The 20,104-nt window shown below is 73.4% G+C and carries 17 protein-coding genes; 10 read left to right on the forward strand and 7 right to left on the reverse strand.

The window, feature by feature from the left end:
* Window positions 1–34 precede the first annotated feature (34 nt).
* Window positions 35–955: a homocysteine S-methyltransferase gene (mmuM, locus tag ACGF4C_RS18255; protein ID WP_393567374.1), complete on the forward strand. Its 921-nt coding sequence runs from the start codon at window positions 35–37 to the stop codon at window positions 953–955.
* Window positions 956–976: 21 nt separating this feature from the next.
* Here mmuM and ACGF4C_RS18260 read toward each other — a convergent pair whose 3' ends face one another.
* On the reverse strand, window positions 977–1,786 hold the full coding sequence (locus ACGF4C_RS18260) for a septum formation family protein (protein WP_393567376.1): 810 nt from the start codon (window positions 1,784–1,786) through the stop codon (window positions 977–979).
* 135 nt (window positions 1,787–1,921) lie between these two features.
* Here ACGF4C_RS18260 and ACGF4C_RS18265 point away from each other — a divergent pair, with 135 nt between their 5' ends.
* The gene (locus tag ACGF4C_RS18265) at window positions 1,922–2,887 is read left to right on the forward strand and encodes an acetylxylan esterase (protein ID WP_393567378.1); all 966 of its coding nucleotides are present in this window, start codon (window positions 1,922–1,924) and stop codon (window positions 2,885–2,887) included.
* Window positions 2,888–2,911: 24 nt separating this feature from the next.
* Here ACGF4C_RS18265 and xylA read toward each other — a convergent pair whose 3' ends face one another.
* Window positions 2,912–4,075 carry a xylose isomerase gene (gene xylA / locus ACGF4C_RS18270; RefSeq protein ID WP_393567380.1) on the reverse strand — a complete coding sequence of 388 codons (1,164 nt, stop codon included), beginning with the start codon at window positions 4,073–4,075 and terminating at the stop codon, window positions 2,912–2,914.
* A 153-nt stretch (window positions 4,076–4,228) separates the two neighbouring features.
* Between xylA and xylB the strand changes: the two genes are divergently transcribed.
* The 6 genes from xylB (at window position 4,229) to ACGF4C_RS18300 (ending at window position 12,497) form a co-directional block, all read left to right on the forward strand.
* Complete coding sequence (xylB, locus tag ACGF4C_RS18275; RefSeq protein WP_393567382.1) at window positions 4,229–5,659, forward strand: xylulokinase; 1,431 nt, start codon at window positions 4,229–4,231, stop codon at window positions 5,657–5,659.
* A 188-nt stretch (window positions 5,660–5,847) separates the two neighbouring features.
* Window positions 5,848–7,110 carry an ROK family protein gene (locus tag ACGF4C_RS18280; protein ID WP_393567384.1) on the forward strand — a complete coding sequence of 421 codons (1,263 nt, stop codon included), beginning with the start codon at window positions 5,848–5,850 and terminating at the stop codon, window positions 7,108–7,110.
* Window positions 7,111–7,292: 182 nt separating this feature from the next.
* Window positions 7,293–8,702: a family 2B encapsulin nanocompartment shell protein gene (locus tag ACGF4C_RS18285; protein WP_393567386.1), complete on the forward strand. Its 1,410-nt coding sequence runs from the start codon at window positions 7,293–7,295 to the stop codon at window positions 8,700–8,702.
* A gap of 106 nt (window positions 8,703–8,808) precedes the next feature.
* Window positions 8,809–10,224: a family 2B encapsulin nanocompartment shell protein gene (locus tag ACGF4C_RS18290; protein ID WP_393567388.1), complete on the forward strand. Its 1,416-nt coding sequence runs from the start codon at window positions 8,809–8,811 to the stop codon at window positions 10,222–10,224.
* Window positions 10,225–10,464: 240 nt separating this feature from the next.
* Window positions 10,465–11,106 (forward strand): N-acetylmuramoyl-L-alanine amidase, encoded by a 642-nt coding sequence (locus tag ACGF4C_RS18295; RefSeq protein ID WP_393567390.1) that lies wholly within the window; start codon window positions 10,465–10,467, stop codon window positions 11,104–11,106.
* Between the two features lie 149 nt (window positions 11,107–11,255).
* Window positions 11,256–12,497, forward strand: coding sequence for a phosphodiester glycosidase family protein (locus ACGF4C_RS18300; RefSeq protein ID WP_393567392.1), 1,242 nt, complete (start codon window positions 11,256–11,258; stop codon window positions 12,495–12,497).
* Window positions 12,498–12,507: 10 nt separating this feature from the next.
* Here ACGF4C_RS18300 and ACGF4C_RS18305 read toward each other — a convergent pair whose 3' ends face one another.
* The 4 genes from ACGF4C_RS18305 to ACGF4C_RS18320 all read right to left on the reverse strand — a co-directional run bounded on the left by ACGF4C_RS18305 (window position 12,508) and on the right by ACGF4C_RS18320 (window position 14,700).
* Window positions 12,508–12,648 (reverse strand): hypothetical protein, encoded by a 141-nt coding sequence (locus tag ACGF4C_RS18305; protein WP_393567394.1) that lies wholly within the window; start codon window positions 12,646–12,648, stop codon window positions 12,508–12,510.
* A gap of 118 nt (window positions 12,649–12,766) precedes the next feature.
* Window positions 12,767–13,138, reverse strand: coding sequence for a hypothetical protein (locus tag ACGF4C_RS18310; RefSeq protein WP_393567396.1), 372 nt, complete (start codon window positions 13,136–13,138; stop codon window positions 12,767–12,769).
* 189 nt (window positions 13,139–13,327) lie between these two features.
* Window positions 13,328–14,509: a nitrate/nitrite transporter gene (locus tag ACGF4C_RS18315; protein WP_393567398.1), complete on the reverse strand. Its 1,182-nt coding sequence runs from the start codon at window positions 14,507–14,509 to the stop codon at window positions 13,328–13,330.
* Window positions 14,506–14,700: a hypothetical protein gene (locus tag ACGF4C_RS18320; protein ID WP_030412106.1), complete on the reverse strand. Its 195-nt coding sequence runs from the start codon at window positions 14,698–14,700 to the stop codon at window positions 14,506–14,508. The genes ACGF4C_RS18315 and ACGF4C_RS18320 overlap by 4 nt, the downstream gene beginning before the upstream one ends.
* Window positions 14,701–14,938: 238 nt before the next feature.
* On the opposite strand from ACGF4C_RS18320, the gene ACGF4C_RS18325 reads away from it, so the two are divergent.
* Window positions 14,939–15,628 carry an Ig-like domain-containing protein gene (locus tag ACGF4C_RS18325; protein WP_393567400.1) on the forward strand — a complete coding sequence of 230 codons (690 nt, stop codon included), beginning with the start codon at window positions 14,939–14,941 and terminating at the stop codon, window positions 15,626–15,628.
* 4 nt (window positions 15,629–15,632) lie between these two features.
* On the forward strand, window positions 15,633–18,950 hold the full coding sequence (lysX, locus tag ACGF4C_RS18330) for a bifunctional lysylphosphatidylglycerol synthetase/lysine--tRNA ligase LysX (RefSeq protein WP_393567402.1): 3,318 nt from the start codon (window positions 15,633–15,635) through the stop codon (window positions 18,948–18,950).
* 79 nt (window positions 18,951–19,029) lie between these two features.
* Here the strand turns inward: lysX and ACGF4C_RS18335 are convergent, their stop codons facing one another.
* Entirely contained in the window at window positions 19,030–20,073 is a 1,044-nt protein-coding gene (locus tag ACGF4C_RS18335) for a 2-hydroxyacid dehydrogenase (protein ID WP_393567403.1), read from the reverse strand.
* Between the last annotated feature and the right edge of the window lie 31 nt (window positions 20,074–20,104).

The raw sequence follows: 20,104 nt of genomic DNA on the forward strand, positions 1-20,104 counted from the left end.
GTCCGCCCGGCAAGCACACGAGGAGGTTCGCACCATGGTCAGCACGGTCCCGGCGCTCGCCGACGCCCTCGCCGCGGGGCCGGTGGTCCTCGACGGCGGGCTGTCCAACCAACTGGAGGCCGCCGGGCACGACCTGAGCGACGAGCTGTGGTCGGCGCGGCTGCTGGCCGAAGAGCCGGAGGCGGTGCTGCGGGCGCATCTGGCGTACTACGAAGCGGGGGCGCGGGTCGCGATCACGTCCAGCTACCAGGCGACGTTCGAGGGGTTCGCGCGGCGCGGCATCGGGGCCGAGGAGGCCGCGGAGCTGTTCGGGCGGAGCGTCGCGCTGGCCCGCGAGGCGGCCGGCCGGGCGCGGGCGGGCGGCGCCCCCGGGCCGCTGTACGTGGCCGCTTCGGCGGGTCCGTACGGCGCGATGCTGGCGGACGGTTCCGAGTACCGCGGCCGGTACGGCCTGTCGGTGGCGGAGCTGGAGCGCTTCCACCGGCCGCGGCTGGAGGTGCTGGCGGCGGCCGGGCCCGATGTGCTGGCGCTGGAGACGGTGCCGGACGCCGACGAGGCCCGGGCGCTGCTGCGGGCGGTGCGCGGGCTGGGCGTGCCGGCGTATCTGTCGTACAGCGTCGCCGGCGGCACCACCCGGGCCGGGCAGCCGCTGGCCGAGGCGTTCGCCCTCGCGGCGGAGGTGGACGAGGTGATCGCCGTGGGGGTGAACTGCTGCGCGCCGGACGACGCGGACCGGGCGGTGCCGCTGGCCGCGCAGGTCACCGGCAAGCCGGTGGTGGTGTATCCGAACAGCGGCGAGCGCTGGGACGCCGAGGCGCGGACGTGGTGCGGCATACCGCAGTTCACCGCCGGCCGGGTCGCCGGCTGGGTCGCGGACGGCGCCCGGCTGATCGGCGGCTGCTGCCGGGTCGGGCCGGACGCCATCGCGCAGCTGGCGTCCGGCCTCGGCCGCTGACACGGGTCGGTCGGGTGGTACTCAGGACAGCGGCTTGGTGAGCTTCCGGGTGTTGCTGCGGTTGCCCATCAGGCTGCAACTGACGTTCTTGTAGCCGAGCTTGTAGCCCTTGAGGTTGGGGTACTGCACGTAGGTGCCCTCGGCGGTGCCGGCGGGCTGCCGGGACGCCTTGCGCTCCAGCTCGTCCCGGCAGAGCGACGACGCCTTGTCCTGGATGTCGGACACGCTGGTCAGGCCCGCGCCGAGGCGGTGGGTGGCGACGACCTCGGCGTCGTGCGGGCTGTTGCAGGAGACCTCGGTGTTGTTGCCGCCGCCGCTCGGGTCCAGGTCGTAGCAGTCGCCGACCTTCTGCAGGTAGAAGGGGATCGTGCCGGCGGAAGGGCTGGGCGTGCTCTCGGGATCGCCGCTGGGCGAGGCGTAGGGGTCGTCGGAGGGGGTGGCGGAGGCGCTCTCGGACGGGGTGGCGGAGGTGCTCGAACTGGACGACGGCTGGGCGCGGTTGCTGCCGCCGTCGTCGCTGTTGGCGATCACGATGACGGCGATGACGGCGGCCAGCACGACCGCGCCACCGCCGATGATGGCGGCGATGAGCTTGCCGTTGCCGCCGCCGTTGGGCGGGCCGGGGGGCTGCTGCCAGCCGCCGGGGCCGCCCGGGCCACCCGGGCCCGGAGGGCCGTAGCCGCCCGCGGGCGGACCGAAGCCACCGGGGGCCTGGTTGCCGCCGGGCGGCGGGCCGTATCCGCCGGCCGGCGGTCCGAACCCGCCCGGGTTCCCGGGGGGCGGCTGGTTCGGCGGGTGCGGCTGGCCGGGCGGCGGAGGCGGAAAGCTCATAACGGAAATGATCGCTTCTTTACTGGGGTTCACGGGACGCGGTGACCAAGCTGGAACACTTCCGGTCTGAAATGTCCGTCTGCTGGGCACCGTTGGCGACAGGCAGCAAGCCACCCTACGGCCCGGAGGTTCTGCGTGTTCACCGACCTACCGCTGGACGAACTGCGCACCTATCGCCCCCCGTTGCCCGAGCCGCCCGGATTTGACGCGTTCTGGGAGCGCACCCTCACCGAGGCGCGCGCCCATGACCTGGCCGCGCGGTTCACCGCGCTCGACGCCGGGCTGGCCCTGTTGCGCACCTACGACGTGGTGTTCTCGGGCTTCGGCGGGCACCGGATCCGTGGCTGGTTCCTGATCCCGCGGGCGGCCGCCGGGCCGCTGCCGTGCATCGTGCAGTACCTCGGTTACGGCGGCGGCCGGCGGCGGCCGCACGACTGGCTGCTGTGGCCCGCGGCGGGCTACGCCACCCTGGTCATGGACGTCCGCGGCCAGAGCGGCCCGGACCGCCCCGGTGACACCCCCGACCCGGCCGGCTACCGCAACCCGGGCGTGCCCGGCCGGCTGACCCAGGGCCTGCTCGATCCCGACGACCACTACTACCGGCGGCTGTTCACCGATGCGGTACGGGCCGTGGAGGCCGCGCGCGGCCACGCGGAGGTGGACGAGGAGCGGATGGTGGTCGCCGGCCACAGCCAGGGCGGGGCGCTCGCCCTGGCGATGACCGGCCTGGTCCCGGGCCTGGCCGGAGCGCTGATCGACGCGCCCTTCCTGACCCACATCCGCCGTGCCGTCGAGGTCACCGACGCCGGCCCGTACGGCGAGCTCGGCCGCTATTTCGCCGGCGCCCGGGACCACGTCGACCGGGCCCTGGAGACCCTGGACCACTTCGACGGGCTGAACTTCGCGGTCCGGGCCACCGCACCGGCGCTCTTCGCGACCGCGCTGCGCGACGACGTGGTGCCGCCGTCCACCGGCTTCGCCGCGTACCACCACTACGCGGGCGAGAAGGAACTGGAGGTGTGGCGGTTCAACGCCCACGAGACCGGCGGCACCGACCAGCGCGCCGCCGAACTCGCCTTCGTCCGCACGCTCTTCAGCTGATCAGCGGCCTGACGGGCGGCCGGTTCAGGACGCCCCGAGCAGATGGTCCAGGGCCAGCTGGTCCAGCTGCTCGAAGGCCATCCCGCGGGCCGCGGCCGCCTCCGGCCGGAAGGTCTCGTAGGCGGTGGGATCGGCGAGCAGCCCGGCCAGACCGTCCTCGGCGGTGGGCCGGGCCAGCTCGGGCAGCCGGGCGGCGCGCAGCGCGTCCTGGACCGCCGGGTCGGCCCGGAAGGCCGCGGCGCGCTCCTTGAGGATCAGGTAGTTGCGCATGCAGCCGGCGGCGGAGGCCCAGACGCCGTCGAGGTCCTCGGTGCGCGGCGGTTTGAAGTCGAAGTGCCGGGGCCCGTCGTAGCCGGCCGTCTCCAGCAGGTCGACGAGCCAGAACGCGGCGCGCAGGTCGCCGGCGCCGAAGCGCAGGTCCTGGTCGTACTTGACGCCGCTCTGGCCGTTGAGGTCGAGGTGGAAGAGCTTGCCCTGCCAGAGGGCCTGGGCGATGCCGTGCGGGACGTTGAGGCCGGCCATCTGCTCGTGGCCGACCTCCGGGTTGACGCCGAAGAGGTCGGGGCGTTCGAGGCGCCCGATGAAGGCGAGGGCGTGGCCGACGGTGGGCAGCAGGATGTCGCCGCGCGGCTCGTTGGGTTTGGGCTCGATGGCGAACCGCAGGTCGTAGCCCTGCTCGACGACGTACTGGGCGAGCAGGTCGAAGGCTTCCTTGAGCCGGTCGAGGGCGGCCGCCACATCCTTGGCGGCGCCGGACTCGGCGCCCTCCCGGCCGCCCCAGGCCACATAGGTGCGGGCGCCCAGTTCGGCGGCGAGGTCGAGGTTGCGGAGCGTCTTGCGCAGCGCGAAGCGGCGGACGTCGCGGTCGTTGGCGGTGAAGGCGCCGTCCTTGAACACCGGGTGGGTGAAGAGGTTGGTGGTCGCCATCGGGACGATCAGGCCGGTGCCGTCCAGCGCCTGGCGGAAGCGTTTGACGGCCGTCTCGCGCTGGATGTCGTCGGCGCCGAACGGGATCAGGTCGTCGTCGTGGAAGGTGACGCCGTACGCGCCGAGCTCCGCGAGGCGGTGCACGGTCTCGACCGGGTCCAGGGCGCGGCGGGTGGCGTCCCCGAAGGGGTCGCGGCCCTGCCAGCCGACGGTCCACAGACCGAAGCTGAACTTGTCCCCGGGCACCGGCTCACAGCGCATCGCATCTCCCTCGGCCATTTCGTCAAGGCACTTTACAAATTCCGCGGCGGCCAAACTAATATGCGGCGGCACACCGGGGAACCCCCTGGAAGCAGACCGTGCGAGCAGGCTCCGCAGTTTTCGTGGCAGCGGGCCGCCAAGGGAGAGAGCACGATGGGCGCACAGGCAGCGGGACCGCTCGTCCTCGGGGTGGACAGCTCGACGCAGTCCACGAAGACGCTGGTCGTGGACGCGGAGACCGGTGTGGTCGTGGCGCGCGGGCAGGCGCCGCACACGGTCGGCGGCGGTCCCGGCAAGGAGAGCGACCCCCGGCAGTGGTGGCGGGCGCTGGGCGAGGCGCTGGCGCAGTGCGGGGACGCCGCCCGGCAGGTCTCCGCGGTGTCGGTCGCCGGGCAGCAGCACGGGCTGGTCACGCTGGACGCGGCCGGCGAGCCGGTGCGCCCGGCCCTGTTGTGGAACGACGTCCGCGCCGCCGGCCACAGCGAGCGGCTGATCGCCGAGCGGGGCGGCGCCCGGGCCTGGGCGGACCGGGTGGGGAGCGTGCCGGGCCCGGCGTTCACGGTGGCCAAGTGGGCCTGGCTGCGGGAGACCGAGCCGGCCGCGGCCGCCGCCACCGCCGCGGTGCGGCTGCCGCACGACTACCTCACCGGGCGGCTGACCGGCGAGGCGGTCACCGACCGCGGGGACGCCTCCGGCACGGGCTGGTGGGCCTCGGCCACCGGGGCGTACGACCCGGAGATCCTGGCGCACGTCGGGCTGCCCCCGGAGGCGCTGCCCCGGGTGGCCGGGCCGGGCGAGGCCGCCGGAACGGTGCACGCCGGTGAGCTGCCGCTGCCCCGGGGCGCCCTGGTGGCCGCGGGCACCGGCGACAACATGGCGGCCGCGCTCGGCCTCGGCCTGCGCCCCGGACAGCCGGTGCTGAGCCTGGGCACCTCGGGGACGGTCTACGCGGTCTCCACCCACCGCCCGGCCGATCCGACCGGCACCGTCGCCGGTTTCGCCGACGCCCGGGGCGACTGGCTGCCGCTGGCCTGCACCCTGAACTGCACGCTCGCGGTGGACCGGGTGGCGGCGCTGCTGGGCCGCGACCGGGAGGCCGTGGAGGCGGGCGGCGAGGTGGTGATGCTGCCGTTCCTCGACGGGGAGCGCACGCCGAACCTGCCCGGGGCGTCGGGCCTGGTGCACGGGCTGCGGCACGGCACCACGGCCGGGCAGCTGCTCCAGGCCGCCTACGACGGCGCGGTGTTCGCGCTGCTGCGGGCGCTGGAGCAGGTGCTGGACGCGGACGCCGCGGCCGGGACGCCGTTGCTGCTGATCGGCGGCGGCGCGAAGGGCCGGGCCTGGCGGGAGACGGTCCGCCGGCTCTCCGGCCGCCCGGTGGTGGTGCCCCAGGCCCAGGAGCTGGTCGCGCTCGGCGCGGCGGCCCAGGCGGCCGGGCTGCTGCTGGGCGAGGACCCGGCGGCGGTGGCCCGCCGGTGGGGCACCGCGCGCGGCACGGAGTACGAGGCCCAGCCGCGGGACGACGCCGCCCTGGACCGGCTGGCCGCCACCCTCACCGACGCGGACGCCCTGCTGCGGCGCTAATCCCGTCGCGGAGCCCTCGGCCGTACGGGCCCGCCGGTACGGATCCGCCCGTACGGATCCGCCGGTACCGATCCGCCCGTACGCACCCGGCCTGCCGCCGCCCTCGTGGCCCGGCGCCCCCTGCCGTGACACCGACACCTCCCTCAGCCCGGGGAGGCTCGGCCCGACACCTGCCTCCAAGGAGACCCGTGACCCCGCCCGGCAACGACACCCAGGCCGGCATCCGGCGGCGCAACCTCGCCCGGGTGCTGCAGGCCGTGGCGGCGCACGGGCCGCTGTCGCGGCCGGCGGTGGCGGCGCGGATCGGGCTGACCCGGGCGGGCGTGGCGCCGCTGGTGGACGAGCTGCTGCGGGCCGGGCTGCTGGCCGAGTCGGGGCCGGCGGCGCCCCGCGGCCGGGGCCGGCCGGGGAGCGAACTGGTGGTCAGCGACCGCGGTCCGGCCGGGCTCGGGGCGGAGATAGGCGTGGATCACCTCGCGGTGTGCGCGATCGATCTGCGCGGCCGGATACGCGCCCGGGCGGCGGTCGGCGCGGCGAACCGGAACAGCGCGCCCGGGCCCGTACTGGAGCGGCTCGTGGCGCTGCTCGCGGAGGTGACCGGGCGGATCGCCGCACAGGGGCTGCGGCCCGCCGGGCTCGCGGTGGCGGTGCCCGGGCTGGTGGCCCGCGGCGGGACGACCGTGGTGCACGCGCCCAACCTCGGCTGGCGGGCGGCGGATCTGGCGCCGGGCCTGGTCCCGGTGACGGCCCCGGCGAGCTCCCCGGCCGTGCCGCTGACCGTGGAGAACGAGGCGAATCTGGGGGCGCTGGCCGAACTGCGGCCGGCCGGTGCGGACGGCGGGCGCCCGGGACCGCCGCCGGACTTCGTCCATGTCTCGGCCGAGGCCGGGATCGGCGCGGCGGTCGTGGTGGACGGCCAACTGCTGCGTGGCGCACGGGGGTTCGCCGGTGAGCTGGGCCATGTGCCGGTGTATCCGGACGGCCGCCGGTGCGACTGCGGCGGCCGCGGGTGCCTGGAGCAGTACGCGGGGGAAGAGGCCGTGCTGCGGGCGAGCGGGGCGACGGCCGGGCAGGCGGCGGCCGGGGCGGCGGGGCCGGGGGCCCGGATCGCGCTGCTCGCCCGCCGCGCGGCCGACGGCGACCCGGCCACCGTACGGGCCCTGGCGGAGGCGGGGACGGCGCTCGGCATCGCGCTCGCCGGAGCGGTGAACCTGCTCGACCCGCGGGCGGTCGTCCTGGGTGGTGCGCTGGCCGGGCTCGCGCCCTGGGTCCTGCCGTCGCTGGAACGGGAACTGACGCTGCGGACGGCCGTGGCGGCAGATCCGGCGCGGGCCGGCGGGCCGGCCGTGACGGTGTCGCGACTGGGGGCGGACGGGCCGCTGCTGGGGGCGGCGCACGCGGCGTTGCGGGCGGTCCTGGACGACCCCCTTTTGTTCCTGCGCCCCGGCTGACTCTCCCCCGGTCAGAACCCGCTAAACCTTTCCATGGAAAGAGATTTCCATGCCACCCCATCGAGCGATTGTGCCGATAAAAAGCGCACGACTACCGTCGGATCGGCGGGCTGCCGAGAAACCGCTGCGCATCGCCTCCTGGGCAGTCCCGCATCGCAACCTCCCATGAGACAGGTGGCCTTGTGACGATTGCCGACGAATCGCATCCCAGCAGTGCGGAAGAATCCCAGAATTCCAGTCTGAGTACCACCGCCGCACGGAATTTGGCGACCACCACCAAAACCGCTCCGCAGATGCAGGGAATCACTTCCCGCTGGCTGCTGCGGTTGTTGCCCTGGGTGCAGGTGTCGGGCGGCACTTACCGGGTGAACCGCCGGCTGACCTACACCGTCGGCGACGGGCGCATCGACTTCGACATCAACGGCGGCGACGTCTCGGTCATCCCGGAGGAACTGCGCGAACTGCCCGCCCTGCGGGACTTCACCGACCAGGAGGTGCTGGCGGCGCTCGGCGAGCGGTTCACGCAGACCGAGTACGCGCCCGGCGAGCTGATCGCCGAGGCCGGCACGCCGGACGACCGGCTGGTCCTGATCGCGCACGGCCGGGTGGACCGCATCGGCACCGGCAAATACGGCGACGCGACGGTGCTGGAAGCGCTGGCGGGGGGTGACCACTTCGGCACCGGTCCGCTCGAAGCCGAGGAAGGGACCTGGGAGTTCAGCTACCGGGCCGTGACCCGGGTGACGGTCATGGCACTGCCGCGCCAGGCGGGCCAGGAGGTGATCGACCGCTCCCCCGGGCTGCGCGAGCACCTGGCGACGGCCGACCGGTCCGCCTCCCGGCCGGCGAACGACAGCGGCGAATCGGCGGTCGCCGTGGCGTCCGGGCACCAGGGCGAGCCGGCCCTGCCCGGCACCTTCGTCGACTACGACGCGGCGCCGCGGGAGTACGAACTCAGCGTGGCCCAGACGGTGCTGCGCACGCACAGCCGGGTCGGCGACCTCTACAGCGACCCGATGAACCAGGTCGAGGAGCAGCTGAAGCTCACGATCCAGGCGCTGCGCGAGCGCCAGGAACACGAGATGATCAACAACCGTGAGTTCGGGCTGCTGCACAACGCCGACCTCAAGCAGCGCATCCACACCCGCACCGGACCGCCCACCCCCGACGACCTCGACGAGCTGCTCGCGACGGTCTGGAAGGACCCGGGCTTCCTGCTCGCCCATCCGCAGGCCATCGCCGCCTTCGGCCGCGAGTGCAGTGCCCGCGGGCTGTATCCGACCGCGGTGGATTTCATGGGGCATTCGCTGCCGTCCTGGCGCGGGGTGCCGATCTTCCCGTGCAACAAGATTCCGGTCACCAAGGAACGCACCAGCTCGATTCTGCTGCTGCGCACCGGTGAGGAAAAGCAGGGCGTGGTCGGTCTGCAGCAGACCGGAATTCCGGATGAATACGAGCCGGGGCTGTCGGTGCGTTATATGGGCATCGACGACCGGGCGGTCCTCAAGTATCTGGTCAGCGCCTACTATTCCGCGGCCATTCTCGTGCCCGATGCGCTGGGCGTGCTGGACGACGTGCAGATCGGCCACTGACCGGCCGCCGCAGGAAAAGCACGACCGCACGCGCATCCGCAGGTATCCGCACGCACCCGGTAGCACCGGCACAGCGCAGCACCGACAGAACAGGTGAGCTTCTTCCATGACCACATCGGTGGACCCGACGTCCGGCCCGCAGCCCTTTGAGGTCGAGCAGAATCCGTCCAGCCTGGGCACCGCCGCAGCCCGCAATCTGGCGACCACGACCAAGACCGTGCCGCAGATGCAGGGGATCTCCTCCCGCTGGCTGCTGCGCATCCTGCCGTGGACCGAGGTCTCCGGCGGTACCTACCGCGTCAACCGCCGGCTGACGCACACCCTCGGCGACGGGCGGATCGAGTTCGTCTCGACCGGCACCGACGTCCGGGTGATCCCGGCCGAGCTGCGCGAACTGGCGCCGCTGCGCGGCTATGACCACGCCCCGACCCTGGAGACGCTGGCCGGCCGCTTCGTACAGCGGGAGTTCGCCCCCGGCGATGTGCTGGCCCGCAGGGGTGGCCCGACCGACCGGGTCATCCTGATCGCGCACGGCAAGCTGGACCGGCTCGGCGCCGGCAAGTACGGCGACGAGACGTCCCTGGGCACGCTGGCCGACGGCGATGCCATCGGCGCGGCGGCGCTGCTGTCCGCGGACGCGGAGTGGGAGCACTCCGTGCGTGCGGTGACCCGGGTGACCGCACTGACCCTCTACCGCAGCGACTTCGAGGCGGTGCTGGGCGATTCCGATTCCCTGCGGGCGCACATCGAGGCGTTCCGTACCGCACTGGCGCCCGCGCAGAACAAGCACGGTGAGGCGGCCATCGAGCTGGCCGCCGGCCATGTCGGCGAGCCGGTGCTGCCGGGCACCTTCGCGGACTACGAACTGACGCCGCGGGAGTACGAACTCGGCGTGGCGCAAACGGTGTTGAAGGTGCACTCGCGGGTCGCCGACCTCTACAACGGGCCGATGAACCAGCTGGACCAGCAGCTGCGGCTGACCGTGGAGGCGCTGCGCGAGCGCCAGGAACACGAGATGATCAACAACCCCGAGTTCGGGCTGCTGCACAACGCCGACCTCAAGCAGCGCATCCACACCCGCAGCGGAGCGCCCACCCCCGACGACCTCGACGAGCTGATCTCGCGGCGCCGCAAGACGCAGTTCCTGCTGGCCCATCCGCGCACCATCGCCGCCATCGGGCGGGAGTGGAACGCCCGGGGGATCTACCCCTGCACCGTCCCGTTCGAGGGCGGGGAGGTGCGGGCCTGGCGGGGCATTCCGCTGCTGCCCTGCAACAAGATCCCGATCACCCCGGACCAGACCAGCTCGATCCTGGCCCTGCGGGTCGGCGAGGAGAACCAGGGGGTGATCGGGCTGCACCAGACCGGCATCCCGGACGAGTACCGGCCCGGCCTGTCCGTCCGCTTCATGGGCATCAACGACCAGGCCGTCATCAACTACCTGGTCAGCGCGTACTTCTCGGCGGCCGTGCTGGTGCCGGACGCGCTGGGGGTGCTGGAGGACGTCGAGATCGGTCACTGAACCGGCGGCGCACCGCCGTCCGTGCCGCGTCCGGGTCCGCCCCTTCAGGGGCCCGGGCGCGGCACCCGGGTGACGGCCGATCAGGTGCGTCCCGGCTCGTGACCTGCGCCGTTGCCGCCTTTGGTCGAGCCATTGGCGGCCCGGCCATGCCCTTGGCAGGACCTGCCCGGTTGCGCATGATGAACGCATCGCATGTGCGTGACATGTACGCGACCACCCTCGGTCTTGTCAGGAGTTCACATGGAGCCCCGCCACCCCCGCCCCGCCCGCCGGCATCTGCTCTCCGGCGCGGCCGCACTCGCCGCGGCCGCCGCACTCGCCCCGGTCACCACGTCCGCCGCCCTGGCCGGCCCCCGCCCCCGTACACCGCACGGCGGCAACGGCTATCCCCCGGTCGAATGGATCCCGGCCAGCCCGTCCAACTTCACCACCGCGCGCCGCCCGGACCAGTACCCGATCGAGATGGTCGTGATCCACGTGACGCAGGAGACCTACGAGGACACCCTCCGGCTGTTCCAGAACCCCGCGCACAAGGCCGCCGCCCACTACGTCGTCCGCTCCTTCGACGGCCACCTCGCCCAGTGCGTCAGCGAGCGCAACGTCGCCTGGCACGCCGGCAATTGGGACTACAACACCCGCAGCATCGGCATCGAGCACGAGGGCTGGATCGACGACCCGACGTGGTTCACCGACACCGTCTACGAACACTCCGCCCGGCTCACCGCCGCCGTCTGCGACCGCTACGGGATCCCCAAGGACCGCGAGCACATCATCGGCCACGTCGAGGTTCCCGGCTCCGACCACACCGACCCGGGCGAGTACTGGGACTGGGCGCGCTATCTGCAACTGGTCACCGAGGCCTCCTGGCGGCACAGAAGATGACCCGGCGACACGACGGCCGTTCCGCGGGTGTACCGATTCATGACATTTCCAGGTCATAGTGAGCGGTCCATAGTGGGGCGTGCCGTGCGCACGTGGCGCGGTGAACGTCTCCGGTACCCGGTACAGTTGACGTGACGTCAGGGGCAATCGTGAAGCAGCGATTCGGTCGGGTTCGCGCGGTACTGACGGTGCTGGTGGTGTCGGGCCTGCTGGCCGGCGGTGGGATGGCGGGCGGGGCCCCGGCCACCGCGGCGGGCACCACCCTGAGCCGCTCCGATGCCCTGCCGGTGGCGCCCGGTGTGGCGTACGGCGAGTTCCGGATGACGCTGCCGCGCGGGGTGGTGCACGGGCATCTGCTGACGGTCGATCTGGGCGATCCGCGGGTTTCGGTGGACCTGCTGTACCCGGGCGTGGTCGGGGCCCGGGCGCCGGTGTCCCGGCTGGCCGCGGCGCGGGGCGCGGTGGCGGCCGTCAACGGGGACTTCTTCCACATCACCGAGACCCAGCACCCGGGCGTGGCGGCCACCGGCGCCCCGGACGGCCCGGCCGTGGTCTCCGGCCGCCAGCTGAAGGCGGCGGTCCCCGACGGGCAGCGCTTCGGTCCCGTACTGCCGCCGGGCGCCAGTACCGAGGACGTCCTCGGCGTGGGCTACGACCGCCGGGCGCGGCTGGACCGGCTCACCCTGCACGGCGTGGCACTGACCCCCGAGGGCGGGCTGCCGCTGCGCGGGCTCAACCAGTACGCGCTGCCGGTGGACGGCATCGGCGCGTACACCCCGCAGTGGGGGCCGGCGTCCCGGGAGCGGGCCGTCTGCGGGACGGACACCGAACGGGCGGCGCCGTGCAGCACGGACACCGCGGAGGTGACGGTCCGGTACGGCCGGGTGACGGCGATCGAGGACACGCCGGGCGCCGGCGGGGTGGCCGCGGGGAGCGTGGTGCTGGTCGGCCGGGAGGAGGGCGCGCGGCAGTTGCGCAAGCTGCACCTCGGGGAGCCGCTGCGGGTGGGCTACCGGCTGGCCGGCGAGGGGCCGGTGCCGCTGCGGTTCGCGGTGGGCGGTTTCCCGATCGTCCGGGACGGCCGGCCGGTGGCCGGGCTGGACACCGGCGCGGTGGCGGTGCGGACCGCCGCGGGGATCGCACCCGGCGGGCGGGTGCTGTATCTGCTGGCGCTGGACGGCGCACGCGGTCAGACCGGCCTGACGGTGAGTGAACTTGGCTTCCTCATGGCCGAGTTGGGGTCCGAGGAGGCGATGAACCTGGATGGCGGTGGGTCCTCGACGCTGGTGACCGACGACGGCACCGGCGACGGGGTCGTGGTGCGCAACCATCCGTCGGGCGGGGCGGAGCGCCCGGTGGCGAACGGCGTGGGGATCTTCTCCTTCGGGTGAGTGCCGCCCCTCATCGGCGCGGGACCGTCCCGCCTGCGGAGCGCAGCGTGGTCTCGGTGAGCGCGGTCAGCCGGGCCGAGATCGGCGCCTGGTCCCCGCGGTGATTGTTGATCAGCCGGTACTGGGCGGAAGCTTTGGTCCAGGCCTGCACGCTGGTGGGATTTCCCAGCAGGGTGGGGTGGCGAGGAAGTGGTCGGCCACGGCGGTCGCGAGCTCGTCGATCCTCGGGTCGTCCGGTTCCCAGGTCCCGGCCTCCCGGCCGCGCTGGGTCAGCTCGATGCACCCGGGGTCGTCGAGCCCGTGTTCAAGCTGGTCAGGAAGCCGTCGAAGCCCTCCGGCACCAGTGCCCGGGCCAGCACCAGGGCCTCGCGTTGCGCGGCCACGTAGTCGGGACCGAGGCCGAGGCCGGCCATCCGGTCCAGAATCGCGCAGGCGCGGTCGGGCAGCAGGGCCCGGTCGCCGTCGGCGAGCCGGTGCAGCGTGTCACGGCGCGCGGCCAGGTCCGCGATCCGCTCGGTCAGCCGCCGCCCGACGTCGGCAAGGGCGGCGGTGAACTGCCCGGCGTCGGTCAGCGGCTCGGCGCTCCGGCCCGGCTCGCGCGCCCCGGCGCTGCCGGCCCACTCGCCGTGCTCGTCGTTCACCCGCAGCTCCATCACCCTTTCCGGCCAGGGGCAGGATCGCCCATGTTGCTCCTTCAAATCCGCGGTGTCCGGGTCGGCGTCGTGCCGCTGCGCCGAGCTTCCGCCCTGGCCCAAGGGCAACCTCAACCGTGCTCCGGCCCACAGGTACGGATCGGAGCGGGCCGGAAACTGCTCAGCCCCGGCCGGCGGTCACGTCGTCCCGGCGCGCCCGGCTCCCGCGGTGCGCATGCGGCCGACGGCGTACACGCAGCCGGCCAGCGCCAGGTCGGAGAGCAGCAGGAAACCGATCGAGTAGCTGCCCTTGGCGCTGTAGACGGCGCCCATGACCAGCGGCGGGACGAAGCCGCCGAGACCGCCGGCGGCACTGACGATGCCGGTGACGGCGCCGACCCTGGGCTGTGGTGTCACCCGGGAGACCAGGGCGAAGACCGAGCCGCCGGCCGCGCCGAGGCCGGCCGCCATGACGAGGAAGCCGACGGTGCCGACCGGGTCCAGCGGCGGGTCGAAGGCCTGGACGACGGCGAGCACGGCGACCGTGCCGAGCGCCCAGGCGGTGACGACGGCCGGGTGCACCCGGTCCGCGCACCAGCCGCCGACCGGCCGGAAGGCCACCGTGACCAGTGCGAAGCCGGCCGCCTTGGCGCCCGCGTCGGCGGCGTCGAGGTGGTACCAGGTCTGCAGGTACGTCGGGAGGTAGACGCCGAACGCGACGATGCCGCCGAAGCCGATCGCGTACAGCGCGGCCAGCTCCCAGGTGGTGCGCAGCCGGCCGGCCCGGCCCAGCCGGGTGGCGAGCGAGGCCTCGGGCACCGGCCGGCCCGGGTGGTCGTTGATCATCAGGGCGCCGACGACGGCGAAGAGGGCGAGCCCCACGGCGACGACGAGGTAGGGCAGGTTCTCGTCGCAGCGGTGGATGCGGGGGGTCAGATAGCCGGAAAGGGCGATGCCGCCCATGCCCATCCCGAAGATCCCCAGGGCCAGCCCCCGTTTGCGGGGCGGGAACCAGGCGTTGACGAGCGGGATGCCGATGGCGACGGTGGTGCCGCCCAGGCCGAGCAGGAAGCCGGTGCCGAGCAGGGCGGCGTAGGAGTGCTTGGCGGGGATCAGCAGCAGCACGGGCACGATGGTCAGCGTCGAGACCAGCGGGAACATCACCCGGGCGCCATAGCGGTCGGTGAGCGCGCCGACCGGGACCCCGCCCAGGGAGCCGACCAGCACCGGCATCGCCACCAGGGCCGACACCTGGACGTGGGTCAGGTCGAGGCTGCTCCTGAAGGTGTTGCCGAGCGGGGCGATGAGGTTCCAGGCCCAGAAGGTGATCGTGAAGCCGAGGGTGGCGACCGCGAGGTTCCGGTAGGCCGCCAGGGTCACGGGCGCACGCTGCTCACCACGTCGGCGGCGCCGGCCAGCCCCTGGTGGATGTCCGGGGCCAGGCTGCTGTTCGCGAGGTAGAAGCCGAGCAGGGCGCACACGAGGGCGTGCGAGAACTTGAGCTTTCCGCTGCGCAGGAAGATCACGGTCAGGGTCAGCAGCAGCAGCACGACCGAGATGGAAATCGCCATGGACGCACACCTCCTCAACCGCCGCCCGAACGGACGGCAAGGGGTGGCCAGTTTGGCGTATTTCGGGGTATGTCCGGTTCGCGGCCCGATGCTCCATCCGGGTGTTCACTACGGGTCACCGGGCAGGGGGAGGCCCGGCCGCCGTGACGTGGATCACCTCACTCCCCGCAACGGAGTCGCGGCGTTGCCCGTCTTAGCGGCCGACATCTCCGCCCTCCCTCACCCCAGACGGACCCCCATGCCCCTTCGCCCCTCCCCCCGCCGCAGGCCCCGGCGCACCGCGCTCGCCCTGGCCGGGGTGGTCGGCGCGGGCACGCTCACCGCATGCGGCGGCCCGGCGCCGGGCGCCCAGGGCGCTGCGGTGCGGGTGACGCTGGGCGCGGCGAACGGGACCCGCACCGTCCAGGCCGGCGACCGGCTACGGGTGACCGCACAGGGCGGGGTGCTGACCGAGGTGACGGTCTCCGATCCCCGGGGGCGGCGGCTGCCCGGCGGTCTCGGCGGCGGCGGAACCGTATGGACCGCCCGCGCGCCGGCCGCGCCGGACACCCGGTACTCCGTCCTCGCCCGGACGAAGGACGGCCGGGGCGGCCTCGGCGCGGCCAAGGAGTCACTGACGACCGCGACGGCGCCCCGGCTCGACGCACCGGCGGTCGCGCCGGACGGGGCGGGCCCCGGCGGCGGCCGTCACGTCGCGCAGGACCCTCACCTGAACTTCACGATCGGCCGGACATGCACCGACTCGGCTACGGAGCGGGATTGTGGCAAGGTCCGGGTGGGTGAACCCAGTACAGTCACCGCATCCTCCGTACGAGGGAAAGACGATACGACCATCGGGATCGGAGACTGGAATGCCGAGCCCGTGGCCGGTGGGCGGGGAACCGCACCCTCGCGTCGAGCAGCTGACCCCTTTCAGAGCCTAGTGTGACGGAATGAGCACCGTGCAGGACCAGGATCAACTCACGGGGTGGCGGCGCTTCCGGCGCCGCGTCCCGAACGGCTTCGCCATCATCTTCAGCGTGCTGGGGCTCTTCTGCGCCCTGACGGCGCTGATCAGGCCCCTCCGGCGCGGACTCCATCCGGTGATCTACTGGCTCGACACGCTCACCATCCCGGTGCAGCCCAACTTCGCCTACGCGGTGTTCCTCTTCCTGCTGGCCGCGGCGATGACCGCGCGCAAACGCGTGGCACTGTGGTTCGTCGTCGCCTACATGGTGCTGGTCACCCTGGCCGACGCCCTGTTCCTGGCCGCCGGCTACTGGGAGTTCGCCTTCTCGCTGGTGCTGTGCGCCGGTGCGCTGGTGCTGCTGCTGGTCTCGCACCGCGAGTTCTACGCGATCACCCGGCGCGGTGCGTTCCTGCGCGCCATCGGGGTGCTGATCGGCGGGCTCGTGGTGGCGGTGCTGATCGGCTGGGGTCTGGTGACGCTGGCGCCCGGCACCCTGGAGGCCGGCGGCGGCAACCGCCTGCTGTGGGCGGCGAATCGGGTCTGCGGCGGGCTGGTCGGCGGCCGGCTGGTCGAGGGCCATCCGCCGCACTGGACCAGCACCGTCCTCGGCCTGCTGGGTGCGCTGGCGCTGCTGAACGCGGCCCTGACGCTGTTCCGTTCGCAGCGCATGGAGGCCGCGCTGCACGGTGACGAGGAGGCCCGGATCCGGGCGCTGCTGGACCGTTACGGCAGCCAGGACTCGCTCGGCTACTTCGCCACCCGACGCGACAAGGCCGTGGTCTTCTCCCCCAGCGGCAAGGCCGCCGTCACCTACCGCGTCGAGGCCGGCGTCTGCCTGGCCAGCGGTGACCCGGTCGGCGACCGGGAGGCGTGGACGCAGGCGATCGAGGCGTGGCTGGAGGTCGCCGGACGGTACGGCTGGCAGCCGGCCGTGATGGGTGCGAGCGAGAGCGGCGCCAAGGCGTTCGCCCGCAGCGGGCTGGGCGCGCTCCAGCTCGGCGACGAGGCGATCCTGCACGTGAAGGACTTCGACCTGGACGGCCGGGAGATGCGGGTGACCCGCCAGGCCGTCAACCGCGTCGAGCGGACCGGCGCGAGCTTCCGGGTGCGCCGGCACTCCGCGCTGACCGACGAGGAGATGCAGGAGGTCATCCACCGGGCGGACGCCTGGCGGGACACCGAGACCGAGCGCGGCTTCTCGATGGCGCTGGACCGGCTCGGCGACCCGGAGGACGGGGACTGCCTGCTGGCCGAGGCGTTCGACGGCGACGGCAACATGATCGCGCTGCTGTCCTTCGTCCCCTGGGGCCCGGACGGCATCTCGCTGGACGTGATGCGCCGCGACCGCACCGCGCCCAACGGCGTCATGGAATTCATGGTGGCCCGGCTGTGCGCCCAGGCCGGGTCGTTCGGGGTGCGCCGGATCTCGCTGAACTTCGCGGTGTTCCGCTCCGCCTTCGAGGAGGGCGCGCGGATCGGCGCCGGCCCGGTGCTGAAGTTCTGGCGCCGGCTGCTGCTGTTCTTCTCCAAGTGGTGGCAGCTGGAGGCGCTGTACCGCTCCAACGCCAAGTACAACCCCGAGTGGTACCCGCGGTTCCTGTGCTATGCGGACGCCGGCGCGCTGGCCCGGATCGGCCTGGCCTCCGGTATCGCCGAGGGCTTCGTGGCCGTACCGAGCCTGGGCAAGCTGTGGGGCAAGGGCCACAAGAAGCGGATGCTGGCCCCGGCGAGCACGGCCGGTCTGCCGTCGCTGGACGAGCTCGGGCTGGTGCAGGCGCCGCCGGCCACCGAGGAGGAGCTGCACGAGCGGGAGCTGGCCGCGCTGCCCGAGCAGGTGCGGGTCCGGCACCGCAAGCTGGAGCGGCTGCGGGCGGACGGCACCGACCCGTACCCGGTGGGCGTGGTGCGCACGCACACCCTGGGCGAGGTCCGCGCCGAGCACCCGGAACTCGCGGCCGGGGCCCGGACCGGCAAGTCCGTCAGCATCGCCGGCCGGGTGCTGCGCACCCGCGACCACGGCGGTGTGCTCTTCGCCGAGCTGCGTGACTGGTCCGGCGACCTGCAGATCGCGCTGACCCGGGACGGCACCGGCAAGGAGCTGTTGGACCGGTTCGGGTCGGACATCGACCTGGGCGACCACGTCGAGGCCGAGGGCGAGATCGGCGCCAGCGACCGCGGTGAGCTGACGGTGTTCCTCACGCAGTGGCGGCTGACCGCCAAGTGCCTGCGGCCACTGCCGGACAAGCGGCGCGGACTGTCCGACCCGGAGGCCAAGGTCCGCCAGCGCTATGTGGACCTGGTCGTCTCGCCGGACGCCCGGGAGACCGTACGGGCCCGCAGCACGGCCGTGCAGGCGCTGCGCCAGGGGCTGATCGACCGGGGTTACCTGGAGGTCGAGACGCCGATGCTCCAGCAGATCCACGGCGGCGCCAACGCCCGCCCGTTCCACACCCACATCAACGCCTACGACCTCGACCTGTATCTGCGCATCGCCCCGGAGCTGTACCTGAAGCGGCTGTGTGTGGGCGGTATGGAGAAGGTCTTCGAGATGGGGCGGACGTTCCGCAACGAGGGCATCTCGTACAAGCACAACCCCGAGTTCACGATGCTGGAGGCGTACCAGGCGTTCGCCGACTACGACGTGATGCTCGACCTGACCCGGGAGCTGATCCAGGGCGCCGCGATCGCCGCGTTCGGCAGCGCCACCGCCCGCAAGGCGGACGCCAACGGCAAGCTCGTCGAGCACGACATCTCGGGGATCTGGCCGGTCAAGACCGTTTACGGCGCGATCTCCGAGGCGCTCGGCGAGGAGGTCGACGCGGACACCGAGGTGGACCGGCTGCGCCGGCTGTGCGGTGCCGCGGCGGTGCCGGTGAAGCCGGAGATGGGCCGCGGCGACATCGTGCTGGAGATGTACGAGCGCCTGGTGGAGGAGAAGACCCAGCTCCCCACGTTCTACAAGGACTTCCCCACCGACGTCTCGCCGCTGACCCGGCAGCACCGCAAGGACCCGCGGCTCGCCGAGCGCTGGGACCTGGTCGCGTTCGGCACCGAACTGGGCACCGCCTACTCGGAGCTGACCGACCCGGTCGAGCAGCGGCGGCGGCTGACCGCGCAGTCGCTGCTGGCGGCCGGCGGTGACCCGGAGGCGATGGAGCTGGACGAGGACTTCCTGCAGGCCCTGGAGTACGCGATGCCGCCGACCGGTGGTCTGGGCATCGGCGTGGACCGGCTGGTGATGTTCCTGACCGGTCTGTCGATCCGCGAGACGCTGCCGTTCCCGCTGGTCCGGCGGCGCTGAGCCGGACCCGGCGCGGGAAGGATCGCGAGAAGGCCACCACCCTTGAGGCGGTGGCCTTCTCGCATGCCGTGGGGCTTCCTCAACTGCCCTGGAAAACCTCGGGGTTGGCGCAGTGCACCAGCGCCTCGCCGCGCAGGTGGCGGCCGACCTCCTCGGCGACGATCCGGGCCGCCTTGTGCGCGACCTCCTGGCTGCCGCCCGCGATGTGCGGGGTGAGCACCACGCCGGGGGCGGTCAGCAGCCGGGAGCCGGCCGGCAGCGGCTCCTCGGGGAAGACGTCGAAGGCCGCGCCGGCCAACTGCCCGGCGTCCAGGGCGTCGCACACCGCGTCGTAGTCGAGCAGCGCACCGCGGGCGCAGTTGACCAGGATCGCACCGCGGCGCATCGCGGCGATCTGCTGGCGGCCGATCATGCCGCGGGTCTCGTCGGTGACCCGGGCGTGCAGGGAGACGATGCGGGAGCGGCCGAGCAGTTCGTCGAGGGTGACCTGCTCGGCGATGCCGGCCAGTGCCTCGGGGCGGACGTAGGGGTCGTGGACGAGGACGTGGGCGCCCATCGCGGTGAGGACCTTGGCGACCCGGCTGCCGATGGCGCCGTAGCCGATCAGGCCGACGGTGGCGCCGTCGATCTCGATGCCGCAGCGGTCGTAGTCGTAGTAGTCGCCCCGCCAGACGCCGCGGCGCAGGTCGGTGTGGGTGTCGCCGACGCCGCGGGCGGCGGCCAGCATCAGGGTGAGGGTGTGCTCGGCGGTGGCGGTGGCGTTGCGGCCGGGGGCGTGGCAGACCGGGACGCCGTGCCGGGTGGCGGCCGCGAGGTTGACGTTGACCGGGCCGCCGCGGCTGGTGCAGAACAGCTTGAGGTCGGGGCAGTGGGCGAGGATCCGTTCGGTGAGCGGGCCGTGCTCGGTGACGCAGATCTCGACGCCGCGCAGTGCCTCGATCATCTCGTCCTCGGTGCCGGAGGCCTCGATGACCTCTCCGACCGGGCCGAAGGGGGTGTGCGGCCAGTCGTAGCGCAGCTCGCGGATGTCCAGCGGGGTGTCCCCGGCGGCCGCGCGCACGGCCTCGGCGAACAGGCCCGGGCGGATGAAGTGGTTGCCGGCGGCGAGGACGGTGGTGCTCATGGGGTCTTCTTCTCCTGAGGCGGGTGCGTAC

This window comes from Streptomyces sp. NPDC048197, assembly GCF_043202395.1.
Lineage (GTDB): Bacteria > Actinomycetota > Actinomycetes > Streptomycetales > Streptomycetaceae > Streptomyces > Streptomyces siderophoricus.